This is a genomic window from Streptomyces aculeolatus (assembly GCF_020400605.1).
Lineage (GTDB): Bacteria > Actinomycetota > Actinomycetes > Streptomycetales > Streptomycetaceae > Streptomyces > Streptomyces aculeolatus.
The window spans coordinates 1-22,117 of the sequence record NZ_JAINRD010000004.1 but is presented as its reverse complement, the minus strand read 5'-3'; the positions used below and the strand labels follow the sequence as shown (position 1 = coordinate 22,117).

The 22,117-nt window shown below is 72.3% G+C and carries 17 protein-coding genes and 2 pseudogenes; 8 read left to right on the top strand and 11 right to left on the bottom strand.

The window, feature by feature from the left end; translation table 11 throughout:
* The first annotated feature begins 139 nt into the window (after nucleotides 1-139).
* Complete coding sequence (locus LG396_RS08780; protein WP_225794298.1) at nucleotides 140-646, top strand: SRPBCC family protein; 507 nt, start codon at nucleotides 140-142, stop codon at nucleotides 644-646.
* Between the two features lie 33 nt (nucleotides 647-679).
* Here the strand turns inward: LG396_RS08780 and LG396_RS08775 are convergent, their stop codons facing one another.
* From LG396_RS08775 to LG396_RS08755, 5 genes are all read right to left on the bottom strand, one after another.
* Nucleotides 680-1,678 carry a metal-dependent hydrolase gene (locus LG396_RS08775; RefSeq protein WP_037749080.1) on the bottom strand — a complete coding sequence of 333 codons (999 nt, stop codon included), beginning with the start codon at nucleotides 1,676-1,678 and terminating at the stop codon, nucleotides 680-682.
* Nucleotides 1,675-1,980, bottom strand: a complete 306-nt coding sequence (locus LG396_RS08770) for a hypothetical protein (RefSeq protein ID WP_225794297.1) — start codon at nucleotides 1,978-1,980, stop codon at nucleotides 1,675-1,677. Before LG396_RS08770 ends, LG396_RS08775 begins: the two co-directional genes overlap by 4 nt.
* A gap of 226 nt (nucleotides 1,981-2,206) precedes the next feature.
* Nucleotides 2,207-3,178, bottom strand: a complete 972-nt coding sequence (locus tag LG396_RS08765; protein ID WP_100302743.1) for a DUF6454 family protein — start codon at nucleotides 3,176-3,178, stop codon at nucleotides 2,207-2,209.
* A gap of 311 nt (nucleotides 3,179-3,489) precedes the next feature.
* Nucleotides 3,490-4,806, bottom strand: a complete 1,317-nt coding sequence (locus LG396_RS08760; RefSeq protein ID WP_225794296.1) for a hypothetical protein — start codon at nucleotides 4,804-4,806, stop codon at nucleotides 3,490-3,492.
* A 249-nt stretch (nucleotides 4,807-5,055) separates the two neighbouring features.
* Entirely contained in the window at nucleotides 5,056-6,060 is a 1,005-nt protein-coding gene (locus LG396_RS08755) for a multicopper oxidase domain-containing protein (protein WP_018834481.1), read from the bottom strand.
* A gap of 285 nt (nucleotides 6,061-6,345) precedes the next feature.
* Here LG396_RS08755 and LG396_RS08750 point away from each other — a divergent pair, with 285 nt between their 5' ends.
* The 3 genes from LG396_RS08750 to LG396_RS08740 all read left to right on the top strand — a co-directional run bounded on the left by LG396_RS08750 (nucleotide 6,346) and on the right by LG396_RS08740 (nucleotide 11,747).
* Nucleotides 6,346-8,694 (top strand): ThuA domain-containing protein, encoded by a 2,349-nt coding sequence (locus LG396_RS08750; RefSeq protein ID WP_225794295.1) that lies wholly within the window; start codon nucleotides 6,346-6,348, stop codon nucleotides 8,692-8,694.
* Complete coding sequence (locus tag LG396_RS08745; protein ID WP_225794294.1) at nucleotides 8,691-10,625, top strand: OmpL47-type beta-barrel domain-containing protein; 1,935 nt, start codon at nucleotides 8,691-8,693, stop codon at nucleotides 10,623-10,625. Before LG396_RS08750 ends, LG396_RS08745 begins: the two co-directional genes overlap by 4 nt.
* A gap of 204 nt (nucleotides 10,626-10,829) precedes the next feature.
* The gene (locus LG396_RS08740; protein ID WP_372483460.1) at nucleotides 10,830-11,747 is read left to right on the top strand and encodes an NADP-dependent oxidoreductase; all 918 of its coding nucleotides are present in this window, start codon (nucleotides 10,830-10,832) and stop codon (nucleotides 11,745-11,747) included.
* Nucleotides 11,748-11,829: 82 nt separating this feature from the next.
* On the opposite strand, the gene LG396_RS08735 is transcribed toward LG396_RS08740, so the two are convergent.
* The 4 genes from LG396_RS08735 to LG396_RS08720 form a co-directional block, all read right to left on the bottom strand.
* On the bottom strand, nucleotides 11,830-12,735 hold the full coding sequence (locus LG396_RS08735) for a DMT family transporter (protein WP_225794293.1): 906 nt from the start codon (nucleotides 12,733-12,735) through the stop codon (nucleotides 11,830-11,832).
* 128 nt (nucleotides 12,736-12,863) lie between these two features.
* Nucleotides 12,864-13,694: a carbohydrate ABC transporter permease gene (locus tag LG396_RS08730; protein WP_225794292.1), complete on the bottom strand. Its 831-nt coding sequence runs from the start codon at nucleotides 13,692-13,694 to the stop codon at nucleotides 12,864-12,866.
* Entirely contained in the window at nucleotides 13,691-14,578 is an 888-nt protein-coding gene (locus LG396_RS08725; RefSeq protein WP_225794291.1) for a carbohydrate ABC transporter permease, read from the bottom strand. The genes LG396_RS08730 and LG396_RS08725 overlap by 4 nt, the downstream gene beginning before the upstream one ends.
* The gene (locus LG396_RS08720) at nucleotides 14,575-15,894 is read right to left on the bottom strand and encodes an ABC transporter substrate-binding protein (RefSeq protein ID WP_100302736.1); all 1,320 of its coding nucleotides are present in this window, start codon (nucleotides 15,892-15,894) and stop codon (nucleotides 14,575-14,577) included. Before LG396_RS08720 ends, LG396_RS08725 begins: the two co-directional genes overlap by 4 nt.
* Nucleotides 15,895-16,087: 193 nt before the next feature.
* Here LG396_RS08720 and LG396_RS08715 point away from each other — a divergent pair, with 193 nt between their 5' ends.
* From LG396_RS08715 to LG396_RS08700, 4 genes are all read left to right on the top strand, one after another.
* A complete protein-coding gene (locus LG396_RS08715; RefSeq protein WP_225794290.1) occupies nucleotides 16,088-18,589 on the top strand; it encodes a glycoside hydrolase family 2 protein in 2,502 nt (833 codons plus the stop codon).
* Nucleotides 18,586-19,617 (top strand): LacI family DNA-binding transcriptional regulator, encoded by a 1,032-nt coding sequence (locus LG396_RS08710; RefSeq protein ID WP_018834490.1) that lies wholly within the window; start codon nucleotides 18,586-18,588, stop codon nucleotides 19,615-19,617. Before LG396_RS08715 ends, LG396_RS08710 begins: the two co-directional genes overlap by 4 nt.
* Nucleotides 19,618-19,676: 59 nt before the next feature.
* Nucleotides 19,677-20,279: a hypothetical protein gene (locus tag LG396_RS08705; RefSeq protein WP_225794289.1), complete on the top strand. Its 603-nt coding sequence runs from the start codon at nucleotides 19,677-19,679 to the stop codon at nucleotides 20,277-20,279.
* A gap of 71 nt (nucleotides 20,280-20,350) precedes the next feature.
* The gene (locus LG396_RS08700) at nucleotides 20,351-20,884 is read left to right on the top strand and encodes a DinB family protein (RefSeq protein WP_225794288.1); all 534 of its coding nucleotides are present in this window, start codon (nucleotides 20,351-20,353) and stop codon (nucleotides 20,882-20,884) included.
* A 15-nt stretch (nucleotides 20,885-20,899) separates the two neighbouring features.
* On the opposite strand, the pseudogene LG396_RS39190 reads toward LG396_RS08700, so the two are convergent.
* Nucleotides 20,900-21,352: pseudogene (locus LG396_RS39190) on the bottom strand (MFS transporter); the annotation flags it as partial.
* A 6-nt stretch (nucleotides 21,353-21,358) separates the two neighbouring features.
* Nucleotides 21,359-21,709: pseudogene (locus LG396_RS39185) on the bottom strand (hypothetical protein); the annotation flags it as partial.
* Nucleotides 21,710-22,117: the final 408 nt, after the last annotated feature.

The following is a 22,117-nucleotide window of genomic DNA, read 5'->3' as shown; positions in this document are numbered from 1 at the left end:
CAACCTGACCCGAACCGGGACGGGCCGATCGCGCGCCGCCCGCCCCGCCCGCCCGACCTCCCCCCGTCCCGGGAAGCCTCGCCGCACCGCGCCGGTTGCACCTGGCAGCATGCACGCCGGCCCACCCAGCGGAGGCACCGTGACCGCACCGCCCGCCGACTCCACCGCGCCGCTCCTGGTCCGGGACCTGCCCGCGCCGCCCCCGCTGGTCCACCGGGCGTGGACGGACCCGGATCTGCTGGCGCGGTGGCTCGGCCCCCGGGGCTACACGGTCCCGCGGGACACCGTCACCGTGGAACCGCACGTCGGCGGCCGCTTCGACTACTGCATGACCGAGACCGCCGAGACCGCCGAGACCGCCGAAACCGCGGAAGCCGACGCCGCCACCCCCGGCCGAAACCGCCACTGGCTCCGCAACCGCATCACCGAACTCGCCGCCCCCCGCCTCCTGGTCCTCACCTCGGACCCGATGCCGGAGTACGGCAACCCCGCCCCGGTCACCACTCGCATCGACCTGGCCCCCGCCCCGCCTGGCACCCGCCTGACGTTCACCCGCCCCTACCCGGCGGAGCGCCGCCTGACGGCGCGCGCCACGTGGACCACGTCGTTCGACAACCTGGAGGCCCTCCTGCGTACCCTCACCTGACGGTCAACAGCTACGCCGGTACGGCACTTCGGCCTATGCCCGGTCCGGGCTCTGCCGTGCCGGCTCCGTGTCGGAGCTGTCCCCGGGCTCGCCGGTCCCGGCGTCCTCGGCCCCGTCGGTCCCGGTGTTCTCGTCCGAGTAGCGCTGCCGTGGTACCGACGTGCGGACGAACTCCACCTCCGCGTACGGCGGTGTGCGCAGCCACAGGCGCCGGCCCACCGCGAGCCACACCACCCAGCAGAACGCCACCAGGCCCGTCAGGCCCACCAGGGTGTTCGCCAGGAACTCCGTCACCGGTGGATGCTCCACCGTCGCCTTGTCGACCCAGTACGGGCCGCCCCACTTCCAGTCCATCGGGGCGTCCTCGGAGACCTGGGCCCAGATGGTCCAGGCGAATATCCGGCACGCGCCGTAGAGGAAGTAGGCGTGGTAGAGCGCGAGCAGGAAGCGGTCGGACAGGCCCACGCGGTGGCGCAGCCAGCTCCAGGCCGGGTCGGCCGGGTAGACGTGCTGGTTGAAGTACTTGGCGGTCAGGGCGCGGTAGTTGTACGCGAGCATCGCGAGCCAGAACAGGTCCCAGGCCAGGCCGAGGCTGCCGTAGTACGCCGCGGCGTCGCCGTAGCGGCCCTCCTGGGCCGCGTACGCCCACATGCCCGTCGAGTAGTGCTGTTCGCTGAAAGGGAAGAAGAGCATCACGCCGACGCTGTCGAAGCAGTCGGTCAGCACGTGCGCCCACTGGCCGATCAGCAGGCCGAGCGCCCACTCCCGGCTCTTGAAGATCAGCAGCACGGCCAGCGCGAGCACCACGCCCCACGCCAGGCTGTGGGTGAAGCCGACGCCCGGCCAGCCGCGGTGGTAGTCCCAGGCGCTCTCCGGCTTGAAGGAGTAGCTGCCTATCTCGAAGCCGTAGACGGTGCCCTTCGTGCCCATGTCGGGCAGGAAGCAGCCGAGGAGGATCGCCAGGTACGAGACCTTGACCTTGGTGTGCTTGTGGAGGATGTAGCTCTCCAGCTCATGTGCCGCCCAGCTCACCGGTCTTCCCCCTCGCCGTCCCGGCCGTCGCCGCCCGCGCCCTCGACGTCCGGGCCGTCGACGTCCGCGCCGGGGCCGCCGTCGTCGTCCCCGGGCTGCCGCCGGGCGCGTACCTTGTCGACGGCCCAGCCGGTCAGGAGGATCGCCGCGATCGCGACCACCGGGCCGCGGGTCCAGGTGAGGATGCCGCGGGTGAAGACCGCCCCGCCGGCGACGAGGGCGACGACGGCGACGGCGTAGCCGGCGAAGTCGCCGGCGCGGGTGCGGCGTACGGGGCGCAGGAACGCCGGCCGGCTAGGCACCGGGGGTCACCCCTGCGGGCCGGCGGTGCCGCCTCCGCGTCCGTACGGGTCCGCCCCCGCGTCCCGCTCCGCTGCCGCGTACGGCGTCGCCGTCGCGTATCGCGTCCTCACCGTGCACCGCGCCCCACCCGTTCCCCTTGTACGCCGGCGCGGCTCCCCGGCCGCGCAGGCCCCCCTCGGTCGTCCGGGATCTTACGGGAGGGGCGCGGTGCTCGGCATCCCGGCGTCAGCTCGCGGGGCGGGTCTCGTAGACCAGCAGTTCGGTGCCGGTGGGAGAGGTGCCGTCGTCGGGGGCCGCCCACATGCGCAGTCCGTCGCCGCGCAGCGCCTCCAGCAGTACGGGGTTGCGCGTCGCGACGTGCCCACCGGTCGACCAGAGCTGTACCGGCACCTCGTGCTCGATGTCGAACGTGCGCAGGTCGATGGTCGCGATGCCGCCGAGTTCGAAGTCGGCCCCGGTGGCGTTCTTGAAGCCGGTGATGCCGGTGCAGAGCATCTTGCGCGAGTCGGCGTACGCGCAGTCCTGGTAGTCGACGAAGTGGCTCTGGTTCGTCCGCCGCTGCACCTGGCGGCCGTGCCGGTCCCAGGTGTAGAGGGTGCGCGAGCCCCACGAGACGCCGTGCACCTTGCCGGTGCGCGGCTCCGGCACCACGCCGCCGACGTGGTCGTCCACCCGGAACTCCTCGGTCACCTCCAGCGTGCGGACGTCGACGCGGTAGACGACGGCGGCGCTGTTCGGCCGGTACTCCGCGACCGGGACCCAGACCGAGCGGCCGTCGGTGTCGATGCCGCCGGGGTGGTACATGTCGCCCTCGCCGAGCGTGATGTCGTCCAGCAGCCGGCCCTTCAGGTCGAGGACGAAGAGGTGGCCGACGCCGCGGCCGGGGCTGCGGTCGTAGCCGTCGACGGGCTCCGGGTAGCGCACGGGCGGCTCGATGATCTCGACGCTGGAGAGGAACAGGCGGTCGCCGACGCGGGTCAGGCCCTGCGGGTGGTACGTCTCGAAGTCCAGCGGCAGCTTCTCGACCAGCTCCCACTTGCTGTTGCGGTCCAGCTTGGCGACGGCCTCGACGACGCGGGCGTCGCGCTCGGGCCGGTGGTCGCCGCCGGGCTTCGCGGCGGGGGCGGCGGACGCGGCGACGGTGCCGAGCAGGGCCGCGGCCAGGGCGGTGACGCCGAGCGTTCTCACGTACCTCATGTGGATCGATCCTCTCCCTCGCGGGCCGGCCCGGCCGGCGGGGTGCTCCCCGCGGCGGCCGCCGGCCGGCGCGATGATGATGGCGAGGCCATCCTGCCCGTACGTGGCGCGGAGGCAATCCCGCGGCGAACACCGGGACACGGCGACGGGGACACGGCGACGGGGACACGGCGACGGGGACGGGGCCCCGGGGTGCGGCGCGGGGACCGGGCGCCGCGGAGCGGCACGGCGGCGGGGCGGGGAGGCGACACGGCGACGGGACAACGCGCCGTCCGCGATGCCCCGCCGCCGCGGTCCGGGTGCCCCCCTTGTCAGCCGGCCATGCCGAGCACCGTCAGCGAGTACGGCGTGAAGCCCAGCTCCATCGTCCGCGTCACCTTGAACGCGTCCCGCGCCACCTCCGCCTCGATCAGCGACCCGGTGAAGGGATCCGTGACGTACACCGACTCCTCGCCCGGCGCCAGCGCCGCCTGGTTCTTCGTCCAGTCCGCCGAGACCTCGAACGGCTCGGTCACCTTCGAGGAGCCGACGAGCTTCCCGGCCTTCGGGTCGACGCCGTGCAACTCGCCGTCCGCGGTGAGGGCGAGGCCCCGGTCCCAGTACGGGTCCCAGGCGAACGCGGCGCGCGCGTCGGGCAGGTCGACGCGGCGCATCGTGCGCTCGCCGAGGTCGAGCGCGGCCACCGCCTCGTCCCCGAAGGTGGCGAGGACCGCGTCGCCGCTGTGCCCGGCGAAGGAGCTGACGCGCTCCTCGCCGCCCGTGCCCGCGGGGTTGGGGATCTTGTCGGCGGTCCACTTGCCGCCGTCGCCGCGCTCCAGCACCAGCACGCCGTCCAGGCAGCCGAAGAGCAGCAGGCCGTCGCCGACGGCGTGTTCGCCGTGCAGTTCGGGGCAGTCGCGGAAGGCGGCGACCTCGCGGTTGTGCGCGTCGTGGACGCGTACGCCCACGGGCAGGTCCTCCTCCGTCTTGCCGGGCACGGTCACGGCCATCTCGCCCGTCTCCAGGGTCACCGCGACGCCGTGGTGCGGCCCTTCGGCGGTCAGCTCGCGCTCGGGGTCGGTGCTCGCGTGCTCCTCGCCGACGTGCAGGACCTGCGCCGTGCCCGTGCCGTCGTCGAAGACGGTGACGTGCTCGCCGTGCGGCACGGCGTGCGAGGGGTACTCGCCCTTCAGGCTGCCCAGGACACGGGGGCGTTCGTGGTGCGCGTCCTGGTGGCCGCCATGGTCCTCCCAGCGGATGCCGGCGTCCACGAGGTGGGTCACCCCCTGCTCGCCCTGCGGCAGCAGGACGTGCGTGTCGTCCTCGGTCCGCACGGGCCGGGACTGGCCCTCGACGTGCAGCGTACGGACCGTGCCGCCGTCGGCGAGGCCGATGACGCGGACGGCGCCCGAGCCCTGCTCGGTGACGACGGCGCGCAGCTCGGGGGCGCCGTGGGCGGTCTTCTCCGCGGGCCAGCCGGACCGGTCGGCGCCGGCCGCCCCGCCGCCGGCCGCCTTCGACTCGCGGCCGGCGCCGGGCTTTCCGCCGCCCGGGTCGTCGTCGTTCTCCGCACACCCGGCGGCCAGCACGAGGGCTATCGCCGCCACGCCCGCGGCGAGCGTCTTCCTGGTCTTCGTAATGACAATCATTTTCATGACGATAGCAGGAGTGTGCCCGGGCGTCTGCCCTCAGGGGGTGTGGTCAGGGGATCTGCCGTCGGGGAGCTGCCGTCCGGGGGTCTGCCGTCGGCGGGTACGCGGGCATGCGAAAGCCGGCGGCCCCACCCAGCGGGGCCGCCGACCGGTCTCGCGGCGCGGCACGTGCGCCGGCCCGGCGCGTGCCGCGATGCGGCACGCGCCCGGGTGCGGTGCGTGCCGTGGTGCGGTGCGTGCGGCTGGTCAGGTCGTGTCGTGGCTGCCGTGGGCCGGTGCGTCGCGGGTGGGCTTCATCGCCTCCGCGTTGTGCTTTCCGGCCACCGTGCCGTTGGGGTTGGTCACCACGAGCAGCCCGGCCACGCCCATGTCCGCGTGGCTCTGGACGTGGCAGTGGTACATCCACCGCCCCGAGCCGACGAGTTCGCCCGCGATGAACTGGAACCCGAACGAGTCGCCCGGCCCGACGATCTTGTTGTCGATGACGGGTGTCGGGTCGTCCACGCTGGTCAGCATGCCCGTGCGGTTGTCCGCCCAGCGGTGCCCGTGCAGATGGAACGTGTGGTAGAACTCGCCGTGCGTGATCATGATGATCTCGCACCGCTCGCCCAGCGTGGCGGTGAAGTCGGGCCCGTGGCCCGCGACGTTGTTGACGGTGTTGTCGTTGAAGACGATGACGAACTGCTTGTCGGGCAGCTTGTCGCCCTTCCGGCGGACGATCAGCCCGCCGTACAGCCCGCGCTTGACGCCGCCGGTCCCGTGCGGGGTGCCGACCGCGTGGTCGTGGTAGTTCCAGTAGCCCGCGCTGCCCGGCTGGATGGTGCCGTCCTTGCGGGTGCCGGCGGTGTGCGAGTGCCAGACGTAGTCGCGTGAACCGCCCGGCGGGACCGCGCTGTTCGTCATCGGCGTGCCGTCGTTGTCGATGTCGTAGTCGACGCCGTGGACGTGCAGGCTGGCCTCGATGTCGAGGTTGTTGACCAGCTTGATCATCATGCTGTCGCCCTCGTACATCTCCAGCAGGGGGCCGGGGATGGAGGGCTTGCCCGGTTCGAGGCCGTAGCCGAGTTGGCCGTCCGGCATGGCCTCGGCGTACAGGGTGATCCGTTTGATCTCGCCGAGCGGCTGGGGTTGCGGTTTGTCGTCCGACGCGGTGACCGTTGCTCCGGAGGTGGACAGTGCGACCGGGGTCGCCAGTGCGGCCGCGGCCGCACCGCTGGTGAAGGACCTTCTGGAAAAGACATTGCGCGGCATGGTGGCCCCCGCCTTCTCGCGCGTTTGTGACTCGTCCCTGACAGCCGCTCATGGTAAGGGCTTGCGGAGGCTTTGCCCATCCTCAGGACAAAGTTCGAACCGAATCCGGCGCTAGGCATTGGCAGTTCGCGAAAAGGGGTCTAACTTCCTACGGCGGCGCAGCTATCCCGCAGCATCCCGGGACGAGGTGGGAGGACCATGCGACGCAGGGGAAACGCCCTACGCTGGGCGGCCGGCGCATCGGCCGTGGCCATGGCGGCAACGCTACTGGCAGGAGCCGAGGCCATGGCAGGGCCGTCGGACGACGGACCGCTGGCGGCCGGCAAGCCGCCGGGCAGGGCGGCGGCCTCGGTACTCGTGTTCACCCGGGTCGACGGCGACCAACACGCCGTGACCCGGGCGGGCGTCGAGGCCATCGAGGCCGTCGGAGCCCAGGGGCCCGAGACGTTCACGGTGACCGCGACCGACGAGGTCACGGCCTTCACCGACAAGAACCTGGCCAAGTACAACGCGGTCGTCTTCCTGTCACCGGGCAGCGACCGGCTCAACACCATGCAGGAGCAGTCGTTCCAGCGCTACATCGAGGCGGGCGGCGGGTTCCTCGGCATCCATGACGCGGCCCGCTCCGAGCCGGAGTCCGACTGGTTCACGGGCCTGATCGGCAGCCGCCCCGCGGGCACCGCGGACGGCGTCCAGGAGGCCGTCGTCGAGGTCGGCGACCGGCTGAACCCGGCCACCAAGGACCTGCCGCTGGAGTGGCAGCGCAGCGACGTGTGGACCAACTGGGAGAGCAACCCCTCCGGCAAGGTGCACACCGTCGCCAGGGTCCGGGAGCTGTCCTACGAGCCCGGGCCGTCCGCCAACGGGGCGGACCACCCGATCTCCTGGTGCCGCGACTACGAGGGCGGCCGCTCCTTCTACACCGGCATGGGCGGCACCGCCGCCGGCTTCGCCGAGGACGACTTCCGCTCGCACCTGCGCGGCGCCCTGCTCTGGACCACGCGCCAGGCGCAGGCCGACTGCCAGGCGAGCATCACCGCGAACTACGAGGCGACGCGGCTGACCCAGCCGAACCAGGCGAACCAGCTCGACCAGATCGGCGAGCCGCACGGCATCGACATCGCCGAGGACGGCAAGGTCTACTACATCGGCCGCGGCGGCCGCTGGTCCGGCGCCCCCGTCGACGTCGACTGGAACAGCGCGGAGATCGGCAAGGGCCCCGGCACGATCCACATGTGGGACCCGGAGACCGAGCAGGTGACCGCGGTCGGCACGCTCGACGTGTTCGGCAACAAGGGCGGCGGCGACGAGCTGGTCAAGGTCGAGGAGGGCCTCCTCGGCATCGCCCTCGACCAGGACTTCGCCGACAACGGCTACGTGTACCTGCACTACACGCCGCACTCCGGCGTCGACCGCGCCGCGCACATGGCCGAGCGGCGGGTCTCCCGGTTCACCATCGACCAGGCGACGCAGAAGCTCGACACCGCCTCCGAGAAGGTGCTGCTGTCCTGGCCGGTCCAGGTGCACAGCTGCTGCCACGCGGGCGGCGACATGGAGTGGGACTCCAAGGGCAACCTGTACATCGCCACCGGCGACACCAACTCCTCGCGGTTCAGCGACGGCTACTCGGGCAACAACCCGGAGCCCAACTTCGGCGGCGTGTCCTTCGCCGACGCGCGCCGCACCGCGGGCAACACCAACAACCTCAACGGCAAGATCCTGCGGATCCACCCCGAGGCCGACGGCACGTACACCGTCCCCGAGGGCAACCTCTTCACCGGCGACGAGGGCGACGGCGACCAGGCCAGGCCCGAGATCTACGTGATGGGCGTACGCAACCCGTCCCGCATCGAGATCGACGCCGAGGACCGGCTCTACGCCGGCTGGGTCGGCCCCGACGCCGGCGCGCCCAGCACCACCTGGGGCCCGGCGAAGTACGACACGTTCGCCGTCATCACCAGCGCGGGCAACCAGGGCTGGCCGTACTGCATGGGCAACTCGCAGCCGTACCGCGACCGCAACCTGCCCGACCCGACGCAGCCGCTCGACTGGTACGACTGCGACAACCTCAAGAACACCTCGCCCAACAACGACGGCCTGACGGACATCCCGCCGGCCCGCGACAACAACATCTGGTACTCGCCCCAGGGCGGCGGCCCCGACTACCCGCGCAACGCGGACGGGGTGCCCAGCTACAACATCGACGAGGCCCAGTACAGGCTGCCCTGGCTCAAGGGCGGCGGCCAGGCGGCCATGACGGGCCCCGTCTACCGCTACGACGCCGGCTCCGAGAGCGACGTCAAGTGGCCCGAGTACTGGAACGGCAAGTGGTTCGTCGGCGACTTCTACGACCAGGACCAGCCGCGGCACGCCGTGGTCATGGACCCGGACAACGCCGGCGACGGCGGGCTGCCCGTGCACGCCGAGTCGCTGGACGAGATCATCCCGGCCGGCGAGGGCGGCATCCGCAACCTGATGGACTGGAAGTTCGGCCCGGACGGCGCGCTCTACGTGCTCGACTACGGCCGCGGCTTCTTCAACGCCGACTCGGCGTCCGCCCTGTGGCGGGTGACGTACAAGGGCGGGCCGGCGACGCCCTCGCCCGAGAACCTGATCACGAAGGGAAGCCGATGAGATCCGGAGCTCTGACCGCGGGTGCACTGCGGCGGGCGCTGATCACTCTGGTGGCGGTCTGCCTGGCGCTCCTCGCGCCGGGCGGCCTGCCCGCCGCGGACGCGGCGGTGCCCGACGAGCCCAGGGCGGCGCAGACGCTGACCTGGACCGCGGGCGACAGCATCACCGAGTACACGTCCGCGCCGACGACGGCGGTGGCCGGGGAGACGACCATCGTCTTCGAGAACAGCGCCGCCACCGGCAACACCACCGGCATGGTGCACACGCTCACGTTCGACACGTTCACCGACGGATACAACAAGGACGTCAGCCTCAACCTCCAGGCGTCCCCGAACGACGAGAACAACGGCAAGTGGCAGGCGACCGTCAACCTCACGCCGGGCAAGTACCGCTACTTCTGCGCGATTCCCGGCCACGGCTCGATGGTCGGCGAGCTGATCGTCACGGACGGCGGCGGTGAGGACACCACGGCGCCCGAGGCGGCTGCCGAGGTCACCGGCGAGCAGGACGCGAACGGCGCGTACCTGGGCAGCGCGACGGTGGCGCTGTCGGCCACCGACGACATGTCGGGGGTCGATCGCATCGAATACGCCCTGGACGGGGCCACGGAGTGGACCCCGTACGAGGCGCCGATCGTCGTCGACACCGTCGGCGAGCACACCGTCAGGTACCGCGCCACCGACAAGGCGGGCAACACCTGCGAGGAGAAATCGGTGACCTTCACGGTCGCCGAGGCCGGCGAGGACACGACGCCACCGACGGTCGAGGCCTCGGTCAGCGGTGAGCAGAACGACGACGGCGCGTATCTGGACATGGCGATGGTCATGCTGGAGGCGGCGGACACCGGCGGCTCCGGCCTCGACAAGGTCGAGTACGCGGTGGGCGACGGCGCCTTCCAGCCGTACACCGAGATGGTGCACGTCTCGACCGTCGGCGAGCACACGATCAGCTACCGGGCCACCGACAAGGCGGGCAACTCCTCCGAGGTCGGGAAGGTCACCTTCACGGTCGTCGAGAAGTACCCCAACCCCGACCCGGTCTGCCCGGAGCTGGACTCCCGTCCGATCGTCTTCATCGGCCAGTACGACACCCACGTGCCCAACCGCGTCACCGCGAACGGCTGCACGATCAACGAGGTCATCGAGGACGAGAAGGCCTGGCCGAGGCAGAAGGCGTTCCTGGACCACATCAAGGCCGTCACCGACGAGCTGTACGGGGACGCCGTCATCAACGGCGAGGAGCGCCAGATCATCCGCGACACCGCCAAGGAGTCGGGGATCGGCAAGCCGGGCCAGAACGACGGCTACACGCCGATCTTCACCGGCACCGAGAACTCCTTCTCCAAGTGGGAGCAGGTCGGCGGCGGCAGCTTCAACCTCAACGGGGACGGCTCGATGACGAGCGGGACGAACGTCGACGGGATGGGCATGCTGTGGTACCCGCAGGCCCAGTACGGCGACTTCTCGCTCAAGCTCCAGTGGCGCGACGACGCGCCGGGCGACGGGCGCGCCAACTCCGGCGTCTTCGTCCGCTTCCCGGACGTGCGCGACCACCCGGACGAGTCGCGGCCCGAGTGGGTGGCGATCAAGTACGGCCACGAGGTGCAGGTCTTCGACTCGGAGGCCGGCGACAAGTACAAGACCGGCTCGGTCTACGGCTTCGACGAGATCAACCACGGCGGTGCCGGGGTGACTCCGAAGGGCACGTGGAACGACTACGAGATCCGGGTGGTGGATCAGAAGTACGAGATCTACCGCAACGGCGTGCTCCTCAACGAGTTCGAGAACTCGCCGGGGCAGCTCTTCGATCCGCCGCGCGGCGACGACCCGGGCACGGACGGGCGCCAGCACGCCGAGGGCTACATCGGCCTCCAGGTGCACGGCACCACGGACGTGGTCTCGTTCCGCGACATCCGGATCAAGCCGCTGTGATGTATACGGTCGGCTGAGCAGGACCAGTCCTGTGGGGGGCGGTGGCACACACCGCCCCCCACCAGGCGTTTCGGGGGTGTTCCACCAGCGCGGGGGGCGAAACGTCTGTTCGCCACGGGATCGAAACCGCGCCGGTGCGCGCACCTCGGTGGGATAGTCGGTCCGTTCGGTTTCCACGGTCCCGAAGGAAGGTGATGGCCCGTGGTGTTCGCCATGGGATTCTCCGCATACGGCGGCCCCGAGGTGCTGCGCCGCCTCGACGTCGAGGTGCCGGCGCCGGCCGCCGGCGAGGTGCGCGTCCGCGTCCGGTGCGCGGGGGTCAACCCGATGGACTGGAAGCTGCGCAGCGGGCAGCTGGCGGCGTTCCGGCCGCTGTCCTTCCCGCACGTCCCGGGGGTGGAGGCCGCGGGCGTCGTCGAGTCCGTCGGCGCGGACGCGGGGCCGTGGCGGGAGGGCGACGAGGTGCTCGGGCCGGTGGCCGCGGGGTACGCGCTGCAGACGCTGGCCCGCGCGGACCGGCTGGTCGCCAAGCCGCCGGGGCTGCCGTGGGAGCTGGCCGGCGGGCTGCCGATGGCGGCGGAGACCGCGTACCGCACGCTGGCGGCGCTGGGCGTCGCCAAGGACGACACGCTGCTCGTGCACGGCGCGGCGGGCGGTGTGGGCAGCCTCGCGGTGCAGTTCGCGGTCTCGGCGGGGGTGCGGGTGATCGGCACCGCGAGCCCCGGCAACCACGACTACCTGCGCTCGCTGGGCGCGGAGCCGGTCGCGTACGGCGAGGGCGTGGGCGCGCGGGTACGGGAGCTGGCGCCGGACGTCGACGCGGTCCTGGACGCCGCGGGGCGGGGCGTGCTGCCGGAGTCGGTGGAGCTGGCGGGCGGCCCGGAGCGGGTGCTGACGATCGCGGACGCGGCGGGTGCGCAGGCCGTCGGCGCGCGGTTCTCCCGCCAGGCGGACGGCGAGGACCAGCACGTGGCGGGGATCGAACGGGCGCTGGCGCTGTACCGCGACGGCCGCCTGCACCTGCCGGTGTGGCGGGCGCTGCCCCTGGCGGAGGCGGCGGACGCCCACCGGGCGAGCGAGGGGGGCCACTTGCGCGGCAAGATCGTCCTGGTGGCGGACTAGCAGCCGGCGGCCGGCGGGGGCGTGGTGGCGCTGCGTCGGCGGCTGCGCCGCGGCCCCCGTGCGGGCACGGGGGGCGGGCGGGTCAGCGAGCCAGCCCGAAGGTCTCCACAGGGGCCGGTTCGGTGTGGCGGGTCCAGCCGGGCGTCCGGCCCGCGGGCGCGGCGGCCGGGCGGGACAGTACGACTACGCCCCTTGCGGCCAGGGCCGTTGCCGCCAGCGCCACCGCGGCCCCCAGCATGCCGCCGCTCAGCCGCTCGCCGAGCAGCGTGAGGCCGACCGCCGCCGAGACCGCCGGGTTCACCAGCGTCGCCGTGGCCAGCGGGGCGCCGAGGCCGCCCCGGTAGGCGGCCTGCGAGAGCATCAGGCCCGCCGGGGCGAGTGCCGCCACCGCCAGGCCCGTCAGCACCGTGAAGGCGTCGGGGGCGGGGCGTACCGCGACCGTCTGGGTCAGCACCGAGCCCGCGCCGAAGGCGATGCCCGCGGCCGTGGCGTACGCGATGCCCGCCGTCCGCGGCCCGAGCCCGCGCGCCGCCGCGCCCAGCGCGACGAGCGCCGCCGCGGTGGCCGCGACCGTGCCGAGCACTTGCGCCGGGGTGAGCACCTCGATGTGCCCGCCGCCGCGGACCAGCAGCAGCACCCCCGCCAGGCCCGCCAGCGTCAGCCCCGCGCCCCGCCACCGTGCCGCGCCGACCCGGCGCCCCGAGCATGCCGCCTGCAGCGGCAGCGCGAGGACCAGGGTGAGCGCGCCCAGCGGCTGTATCAGGGTCAGCGGCCCGTACCGCAGCGCGAGTACGTGCAGGGCCGCGCCCGCGACGTTGAGCCCGACCGACAGCCACCACGAGCCCCGTGCCAGCGCCGCCCACACCCCGGCGTCCGCCTCGCGGCCCGCCCCCGCGACCCGCTCCTGCAGCACGGCGGCCCCCGCGTACGCGGCGGCGGACGCGATGGCCAGCACCAGTGCTGTCGCGAGGCCGTTCATGCCGTTCATGTCCCCTCCGGTGGTCGAGCCCGTCCCCTGACGGTACGGAACGTTGCGGACAGTTCCTGTCCGCAAGTCGCCGCCGTCGTCGTGTTTGTGGACTGCCCGCGCCGCCCGAACTCATCGGAGGGTCCCGTTCACTTCGTCGCCCCCCTCATGAATCCGTTGTAGATGTACCGCTGGAGGAACAGGAAGACGGCGAGTGTCGGCAGGATGACCAGGACCGTGCCGGCCGAGATCGTCTCCCAGTGCGCTCCGTACGGGCCCTTGAAGCGGAACAGGGCGGTCGACATCGTCCCGAGGTCGTCGGAGGGCATGTAGAGGAACGGGATGTAGAAGTCGTTGTAGACGGTCACGCCCTTGACGATGACGACCGTCGCGACCGCCGGCCTGAGGAGCGGGAAGATGATCTTCCGGTAGATCGTGAACGAGTTGGCGCCCTCCAGCCGCGCCGACTCGTCCAGCGAGACCGGGATGGAGCGGATGAACTGGAGGAAGATGTAGATCGAGACGATGTCCGTGCCCATGTAGAGCACGATGGGCGCGAGCCGGCTGTTGACCATCCCGAAGCTGTCGACGATCTGGAACGTCGCCACCTGGGTGGTCACTCCGGGCACCATCGCCGCGACCAGGAAGAGCCCCACCACGAGCTTGCGGAACCGGAACCGGAAGCGGTCGATCGCGTAGGCCGTCATCGAGCCGATGAGCACGGTGCCGGCGATCGCGAAGAGGAGGATGACCGCGGTGTTGGCGAACGCCGAGAGCATCCGGCCGTCCTCGAAGGCCGTCGCGTAGTTGCCGAAGTTGAGCGGGTTGCCCGGCAGCGAGAGGGCCCCGCCGCCACCCGCCATCTCCTCCGGTGTCTTCAGCGAGGTGAGGAAGACCACCAGCAGCGGCAGCACCACCACCGCGGCGGCAGCGACCAGTGACAGGTAAGTCAGCGTGCGCGAGACGACGGCTGCCCTCATACCAGATCACCCGCCTTGTCGTCCGGCACCAGCGCCCGCTGCACCCAGGTCACCGCGAGCACGATCAGCAGCAGCACCACGGCCGCCGCCGAGGCCAGCCCGGTCTTGTTGAACGTGAACGCCAGGTCGACCGTCTGGATCACGAACGTCTCGGTGCCGGTCGCGCCGCCCGTCATGACGTACGGGATCTCGAAGACCGCCAGCGAACCGGAGATCGCCAGGATCACGCTGAGGCTGATCACCGGCCGGATGCCGGGCGCGATGATGTGCCGGAACTGCTGCCAGCGGTTCGCGCCGTCCAGCTCGGCGGCCTCGTACAGCTCGCCCGGGACGGACTGGATCGCGCCGAGGAAGAGCACGAAGTTCAGCCCCATGAAGCGCCACACCGACACTCCGGCGAGCGAGGCGTTGGCGGAGGTGGAGTCGCCCAGCCAGGCGCGGTCGGGCTCGTCGCCGAAGAGGCCGAAGAGCGCGTCGAGCGTGCCGCCGTCCTGGAAGAAGTAGAGGAAGACGAAGCCGATGGCGACGCCGTTGACCAGGTACGGGAAGAACAGGACGCCCTTGAAGAAGTTGCGGAAGCGGACGTTGAAGCTGAGCACCGTCGCGAAGTACAGCGCCAGCGCGATCTGCACCGCGGAGGCGGCGAGGTAGTAGCCGCTGACGAAGAAGACCTCGAACAGCTCGGAGCGGGTGAAGAGGTCGGAGTAGTTCTCCGTGCCGACGTAGTTCAGCTCCGGGCTCAGCCCGTCCCAGTCGGTGAAGCTGTACGCGACCATGTTCGCGACGGGCGCGTACGTGAACGTGATGAGCAGCGCCAGCGGGACGGCGAGGAACAGCCACGGCACCGCGCCGCCGCCCGCCGGCCGGCGCCTCAGTGCGGTCACCGGTAACCCAGCTCCCCGGCGGCGCCCGTCCAGCGCTCGGAGAGGTCGGCGAAGAGGTCGTCGGCGCTGCCGTCCCGGGCGCCGCGGGCGATGTCGACGAGTTCCTGGCGGTAGTCGGGGTCGTCGATGCCGACCTCGGAGGCGTCGTCCAGCTCCTTCAGCTCCGCACCCCTGGACTGGTCCAGCTCCAGCAGCCGCACGTCCTGCTTCTCGTACTCGGCGAGCACGCCGGGCAGCGGGGCGCTGCGCAGGGTGGAGACGTTCATGTTGTCCTCGGGGTAGCCGGACTTCTCCGCGAACCAGTCGACCCAGGCGCGTGCGGCCTCCTTGTGCGCGGAGTGGATGCTCACGGCCTGCTGGTAGTCGGGTGACAGGCCGGCGCAGAACTTCCCGTCGACCTGGTGCGGGAACGGCATGAAGCCGATGTCGTCCGGGTCGGTGCCGGCCTGCTCGGCGGCGTCGCGCATCTGGACCACGGCCCAGGAGCCGAGGAACATCGTGGCGATCTCGCCCTTGGCGAGCTGCGGCTTGGAGCCCTCCCAGTTGGTGGTGGTCGGGTCCTTCTCGGCCAGCCCCCGGTCCACGATGTCGTACAGGAGGGTGTCCACGGTCCGGACGGCACCGCCCTCGGCGAAGGGGTCGCCCTCGACCACCTCGACGTCCGCCCGCTCGTCGCAGGTGGCCGACGCCTGGGCGGGCCACCACTGCGCCAGCGGCCAGGCGTCCTTGAAGTTGGTGTAGTACGGGACGGCGTCGGTGCGGTCCTTCACGGCCTTCAGGCCGTCGAGGAACTCGGCCTGCGTGGTGGGCCATCCGGTGACGCCGGCCTGCTCCCAGATGCGCTTGTTGTAGACGAAGCCGGGGATGCTGCCGTAGATGCTGACCCCGTAGACCTCGCCGTCGACCGTGGAGTAGTCGGTGAAGCGGAACTTCTCGCTGCGCTCGGACTGCTTGCCCAGGGAGGCGAAGAAGCGGGGGTAGTCGTTCTTCTTCACCCGGCCCGGGATCATGAGCACGTCGCCGTAGTCGTCCGAGTTCATCCGGGTCTTGACTTCGCCCTCGTAGTCGGTGACGCCGTCGAACTCGACCTCGACGTTCGGGTACGTCTTGCGGAACTCGGCCGCGTAGGCGTCCATCGTGCCGTCCTCGACGAGGTCGGTGCGGTGCGTGATCACCTCGATCGTGCCGGAGACCTTCCCCGGGTCCCCGGCCGCTTTCGCCTCCTGCTTCTGCGACGAGGCCCCGCTGCCCGTGCAGCCCGCCGTCGTCGCGAGTGCGGTAGCCAGCAGCGCACCGGCGAGCGCTCTTCCCCTCATCGTCACCATCTCCGTTCGCTGAGTCCGGCCGTGGTACTGAACCGGTTGAGTGAAGGCCCCTTTTCTTGACGTGGAACCTTCCCTTAGCCCGGTAATGACGTCAACCTTTGCGACAGAGAAAGAACTTGACCGGTTTATGGACAGAGGGGAGAGGGGCGGCTACGTTGGCGCGAGACCCGAGATTGGAGCACCCATGAAGGACGTCATCCCGCTCACCGAGGGCTGGACCCTGTGGCACGGCAGGGACCGGCTCCCCGCACGGGTGCCGGGCTGCGTCCACACGGACCTGCTCGCCGCCGGCGTCATCCCCGACCCGTACCTCGGCACGAACGAGACCGACGTCGCCTGGGTCGGCCGGCGGGACTGGACGTACGAGACGGAGATCGAGCCCTACGACGGGCCGCACGAACGGACCGACCTCGTCTTCGACGGCCTCGACACCGCCGCCGCGCTCCGGCTCGCCGGCGAACCGCTCGGCGCCACCCGCAACATGCACCGCGGCTACCGCTTCGACGTCACCGGCCGCGGCGGCACTCTGGCGGTGGCGTTCACCTCCGCCTACGCCGCGGCCGAGGAGGTACGCGCCCGCACCGGCGACCGGCCCAACGCCTATCCCGAACCCTTCCCGTACATCCGCAAGATGGCCTGCTCCTTCGGCTGGGACTGGGGTCCGACGCTGGTCACCGCAGGCATCTGGCGCCCCGCCCGGCTGGAGCGCTGGAGCACCGCGCGGCTGGCCCGGGTGCGTCCGCTGGTGACCGTCGACGCCGACGGCACCGGCCGCGTCGACGTGCGCCTCGACGTCGAGCGCACCGGCACGGGCGCACACCGCCCGCTCACCGTCCGCGCCCGCGTCGGTGACGCGGAGGCGACGGCGGTGCTCGACGGCGCCGACGCCGCCGGCGTCGGGCTCGCCCTCGCCCGCCCCGAGCTGTGGTGGCCCCGCGGCTACGGCGGCCAGCCGCTCTACGCGCTGGAGGTCACCCTCCACGACGGCGACACCGCCGAGGGCCCGCTCCTGGACGCCTGGACCCGCCGCATCGGTTTCCGCGACGTCCGCCTCGACACCGCCGCCGACGCCCGCGGCTCCCGCTTCACCCTCGTCGTCAACGGCGAACCGCTCTTCGCCCGCGGCGTCAACTGGATCCCCGACGACGCCCTCCCGTCCCGCCTCACCCCCGCCCGCTACCGCGAGCGGCTGCGGCAGGCGGCGGACGCGGGCGTCGACCTCGTACGCGTCTGGGGCGGCGGCATCTACGAGAGCGACGACTTCTACGCCGCCTGCGACGAACTCGGCCTCATGGTCTGGCAGGACTTCCCGTTCGCCTGCGCCGCCTACCCCGAGGACCAGCCGCTGCGCGGCGAGGTCGAGGCGGAGGCCCGCGACAACGTCGTCCGGCTCATGCCGCACCCCTCGCTGGTGCTGTGGTGCGGCAACAACGAGAACCTGTGGGGCTTTCGCGACTGGGACTGGGAGGAGGCGCTCGCCGGCGACTCCTGGGGCGAGGGCTACTACCTCGGCGTGCTGCCGCGCGTCGTCGCCGAGCTGGACCCCACGCGTCCGTACTGGCCGGGCAGCCCCTGGTCCGGGTCCTGGGTGCACCACCCCAACGACCCCGCGCACGGCAACCACCACGACTGGGAGGTGTGGAACCGCGCCGACTACACCGACTACCGCGCCGCCGTCCCGCGCTTCGTCGCCGAGTTCGGCTGGCAGGCGCCGCCCGCCTGGGCCACGCTCCGCCGCGCCCTCGGGGACGGCCCGCAGCTCGCCGCGGCCTCGCCCGCGATGCTCCACCACCAGAAGGCCGACGACGGCAACGGCAAGCTGGAGCGCGGCCTGGCCCGCCACTTCGACGTCCCCGACGGGACCGCCGACTTCGCCCGCTGGCACTACCTCATGCAGGTGAACCAGGCCCGGGCGATCGCCGCCGGCATCGAGCACTGGCGGTCGCACTGGCCGGTGTGCGCGGGCACGGTGCTCTGGCAGCTCAACGACTGCTGGCCGGTCACCTCCTGGTCCGCCGTCGACGGCGACGGCCGCCCCAAGCCTCTGTACCACGAGCTGCGCCGGCTCTACGCCGACCGGTTGCTGACCGTGCGCGAGCAGGGCACCCCCCGCGAGCAGGACGAGGCCGGCGAGCGGGCGGGCGGCCTCTGCGTGGCCGTCGTCAACCAGTCCGCGCAACCCTGGTCGGGCACCCTCGCGCTGCGCCGCACGGCGGTCGACGGCGGCGTGGTCGCCGCGGCGCAGGTACCGTTCGCCGCCGGGCCGCGGGCCGTCGCCGAGGTGCCGGTGCCCGACGGGCTGCTGCCGTCCGCTGCCTCCGCGAAAGAGCTGCTGGTCGCCGAGGCGGAAGGGCTGCGGGCGCTGCACTTCCCGGCGCGGGACAAGGACTTCGCGTACCCGCGGCCGCAGTTCGCCGTCGAGGTGGTACGCGCCGCGGGCCCGGAGCCGGATAGGGTCGACGTCGTGGTCACCGCCCACACCTTCGTACGAGACCTGCTCCTGCAGCCCGACCGGCTCGACCCGGCCGCCACCGCCGACCGTGGGCTGCTGACGCTGCTGCCCGGCGAGCGCGCGACCGTCGTCGTCCGCGGCTGGCCCGTACCCGCTGCGCCCGCGGCGCCGGGCGCGGACGACCCCGCCGTCGCCGCCGTGCGGGCCGCCCTCTTCTGCGTGGAACCCGCGTGAGCGCCGACGGCCCGCCGGCCAAGGTGACGATCAAGGACGTCGCGGCCCGCGCCGGGGTGTCCAAGGGCGCCGTCTCGCTGGCCTTCAACAACCGCCCCGGCCTGGCCGACGCGACCCGCGACCGCATCTTCGCCGCGGCCCGTGAGCTGGGCTGGGCGCCGAACCTCGCCGCCCGCTCGCTGTCCAGCTCCCGGGTCGACGCCGTGGGCCTGGCGATCTGCCGGCCGGCCCGGCTCCTCGGCCTGGAGCCGTTCTACATGGAGTTCGTCTCCGGCATCGAGAGCGTGCTCGCCGAGCAGTCGTGCTCGCTGCTGCTGCGACTGGTCCGCGACCTGGACGAGGAGGTGGCGCAGCAGGAGCGGTGGTGGAAGTCCAAGCAGGTCGCCGGGTCGATCCTGGTGGACTTCCTCACCGACGACCCGAGGCTGCCGGCGCTCGGTGCCCTGGGCATGCCGGTGATCGCCGTCGGCCACCCCTCGCTGACCGGCGGATTCCCCTCGCTGTGGACGGACGACGGCACCGCCGTCGCGGAGGCCGTGCGCTATCTGGCCGCGCTCGGCCACCGGCGCGTCGCACACGTCGGAGGAGCGGCGGAACTGGGCCACAGCGCGATCCGCAACGCCGCCTTCGCGGCCACCGTCCGCGAACTCGGCCTGGACGCGGGCCGGCAGACGCCCACCGGGTTCTCCGGCGAGGACGGCGCCCGCGCCACCCGCACCCTGCTGTCCTCCGCGGAGCGGCCCACAGCGATCCTCTACGACAACGACATCATGGCCGTCGCCGGTCTGTCCGTGGCGTCCGAGATGGGTCTCTCGGTGCCCGCGGACCTCTCGCTGCTCGCCTGGGACGACTCGCAGCTGTGCCGGCTCACCCACCCCACGCTCTCCGCGATGAGCCACGACGTGCACGGCTTCGGGGCCGAGGTGGCGCGGACGCTGTTCGCCCTGATGACCACGGGGGAAGCCGAGTCCCGGCAGGTGCCGACCCCGGCACTGACCCCGCGCGGCTCCACGGGCCCGCCGCGCTGAGCGCGGCGGGCCGTGCGCCCCGTCCCCGGTGCGGCGCCCCGGGCGGCGACAATGAGGCGATGCGCTCCCTGCTGGACGACGACGTCCCGCCGCCCGGCCCCGTGCGGTTCCAACTCGTCCTGCTGCGCCGCATGCAGGACTTCCAGCCCGCTCTGGTCGCCGACGCGCTGCGCACGCTCGGCGTGCCCCGTACCGCGATGCGCGAGGCCAACCGCCGCTGGCAGGGCCGGCTCCGCGCCCGCGGCGGCGGGGCCCCGGGCGCCGCGCGGGCCCGGGACTTCGCCGCGCTGCTCGGCCCCGCCGCGTCGGTGACGCGGCGCGCGTACGGCGACACGGCGCTGGACGTGCACGTCTGGCGGGTCCCGCTCTGGCCGGACCTGCGGTTCGAGGCGACGTGCGGCGTGGGCGGCGTCGCGCTCAACGCCTGGCTCGTCCGCGCCCCGGAGGCGGAGGGGCCCGCGCTGCGCACGCTCGCCGACCTGGCGCCGTGGGGCTGCACCGTCGACGAGGTCGCCCGCGCCTTCCCGCCCGCGGCGCCGCGCGAGGGCGCGGCCGCCCCTCGGTTCGCGCTGGACTTCACCGCGCCGGACGAGGCGGGCGAACCGCGCGCGTGCACCGCCGAGTTCGCCTGGGGACTGCTGCAGCGGTGGGCCGTCGATTAAGCATTGCTTACCGGACCGTTCAACGAATTCTCGCTGGTGCTGCACAGTCTTCCGCAGGGAGACTGGACGGCATGATCACACCGGACACCAAGGACTGGACCTGGGTCCTGGAACGCCCCTGCCCCGAGTGCGGCTTCGCGGCGGCCGAGACCCGCCCGCAGGACGTCTCCGGGCTGGCGCGGAAGAGCGCGGTGCGCTGGGTGCAGGTCCTGGGCGACGAGCCGGAGCGGCTGCGGGCGCGGCCGCGGCCGGACGTGTGGTCGGCGCTGGAGTACGCCTGCCACGTGCGCGACGTGTTCCGGCTGGGCGACGAGAGGCTGCGCCGGATGCTGACCGAGGACGCCCCGCGGTTCGCCGACTGGGACCAGGACGAGACGGCGGCGGAGGACCGGTACGGGGAGCAGGACCCGCTGCGGGTGGCGGCGGAGCTGTCGGCGTGGGGCGAGACGCTGGCGGAGCACCTGGACGAGGTCGGCGAGGGAGAGTGGCGGCGGCCGGGGTTCCGCAGCGACGGTGCGGCGTTCACGGTCGACTCGTTCGCGCGCTACTTCGTGCACGACGTGATCCACCACCTGTACGACGTGGGTGCCCCGCTGGACCGCTGAACTCGGCGGGCCGGTTCATCCCCTGGCCCGGCCCGCCGTTCTCATCCGCCCGAAGGCGTACACGCAGCCCGCCAGGGCCAGGTCCGACAGCAGCATGAAGCCGATCGAGTACGACCCCTTCGAGCTGTAGATCGCCCCCATCACCAGCGGCGGCACGAACCCGCCGAGGCCGCCCATCGCGCCCACGATGCCCGTCACGCTGCCCACCTGCGACTGCGGCGTGACCTGCGCGACCAGCGCGAAGACCGCGCCGCTCGCCGCGCCCAGGCCCGCGGCCATCACCAGCAGGCAGATCGTGCCCACCGGGTCCAGCTCCGGGTCGAAGGACTGCACCACCGCGAAGAGCCCGACGATGCCCAGCGACCACGACGTGACCACCGCCGGGTGCACCCGGTCCGACAGCCAGCCGCCGAACGGCCGGAACAGGACCGTCACCAGCGAGAAGCCCGCCGCCTTGGTGCCGGCGTCGGTGGAGCGGACGCGGGTGGGGGAGTAGGTGTACCAGGAGAAGGCGGCGCCGCGCGGGCAGCCGCGCGGTTCGTACTCGGGCCGGTCGGGCCCGACCGAGGGGTAGTCGGTCTCCTGGGTCTCCCAGGTGATGATCCCGTCTTTGACGTAGACCTTCCAGCGGCACGAACCGGTGCAGTTCACACCGTGTGTGGAGCGGACCACCTTGTCGTGGCTCCACCGGTCGCGGTAGAAGACGTCGCCCGCTCTGCCGCCCGCTTTCGTCACCGTACGTAGGTCGGGGGAGACCTCGCCGCGGGTGAACCAGCGGCCCGTACGCAACAGCAGGTCGGTGGCTGCACCGTCGGTTCCGGCCACGGCTACCTCGGATCTCGCGCGCTCTGCGGCGGTCGGGGATGGCTGACGGTGGCCACCCTGCCTGCGCCACGTGATCAACGCTAAGGGCCGGACGGCCCGCCATCACCGCCGAGAGGCCCGACCGGGTGACTACCGTGCGTAGCGGAGAAATGCGAAACGGAAGCAGTCGGAAGCGCCTGATTGCAGGCAGGTCACGGCAGTGGCCTAGACCTGTTCGCGAGAGGCGCCCGTCGGTAGGCTGACGCCCAGCGCACGCTGGATGATCTTCATCTGGTCGTAAACCAGCGCCGAGGACAAAGGGGTTCAACAGTGAGGACAGTACGGTTGATCAGTGCCGGCGCAGCGGCCTCTGCGCTGGTACTGGGGCTTGCCGCCTGCGGCGACGACGGGGGCAGCTCGGACGGTACG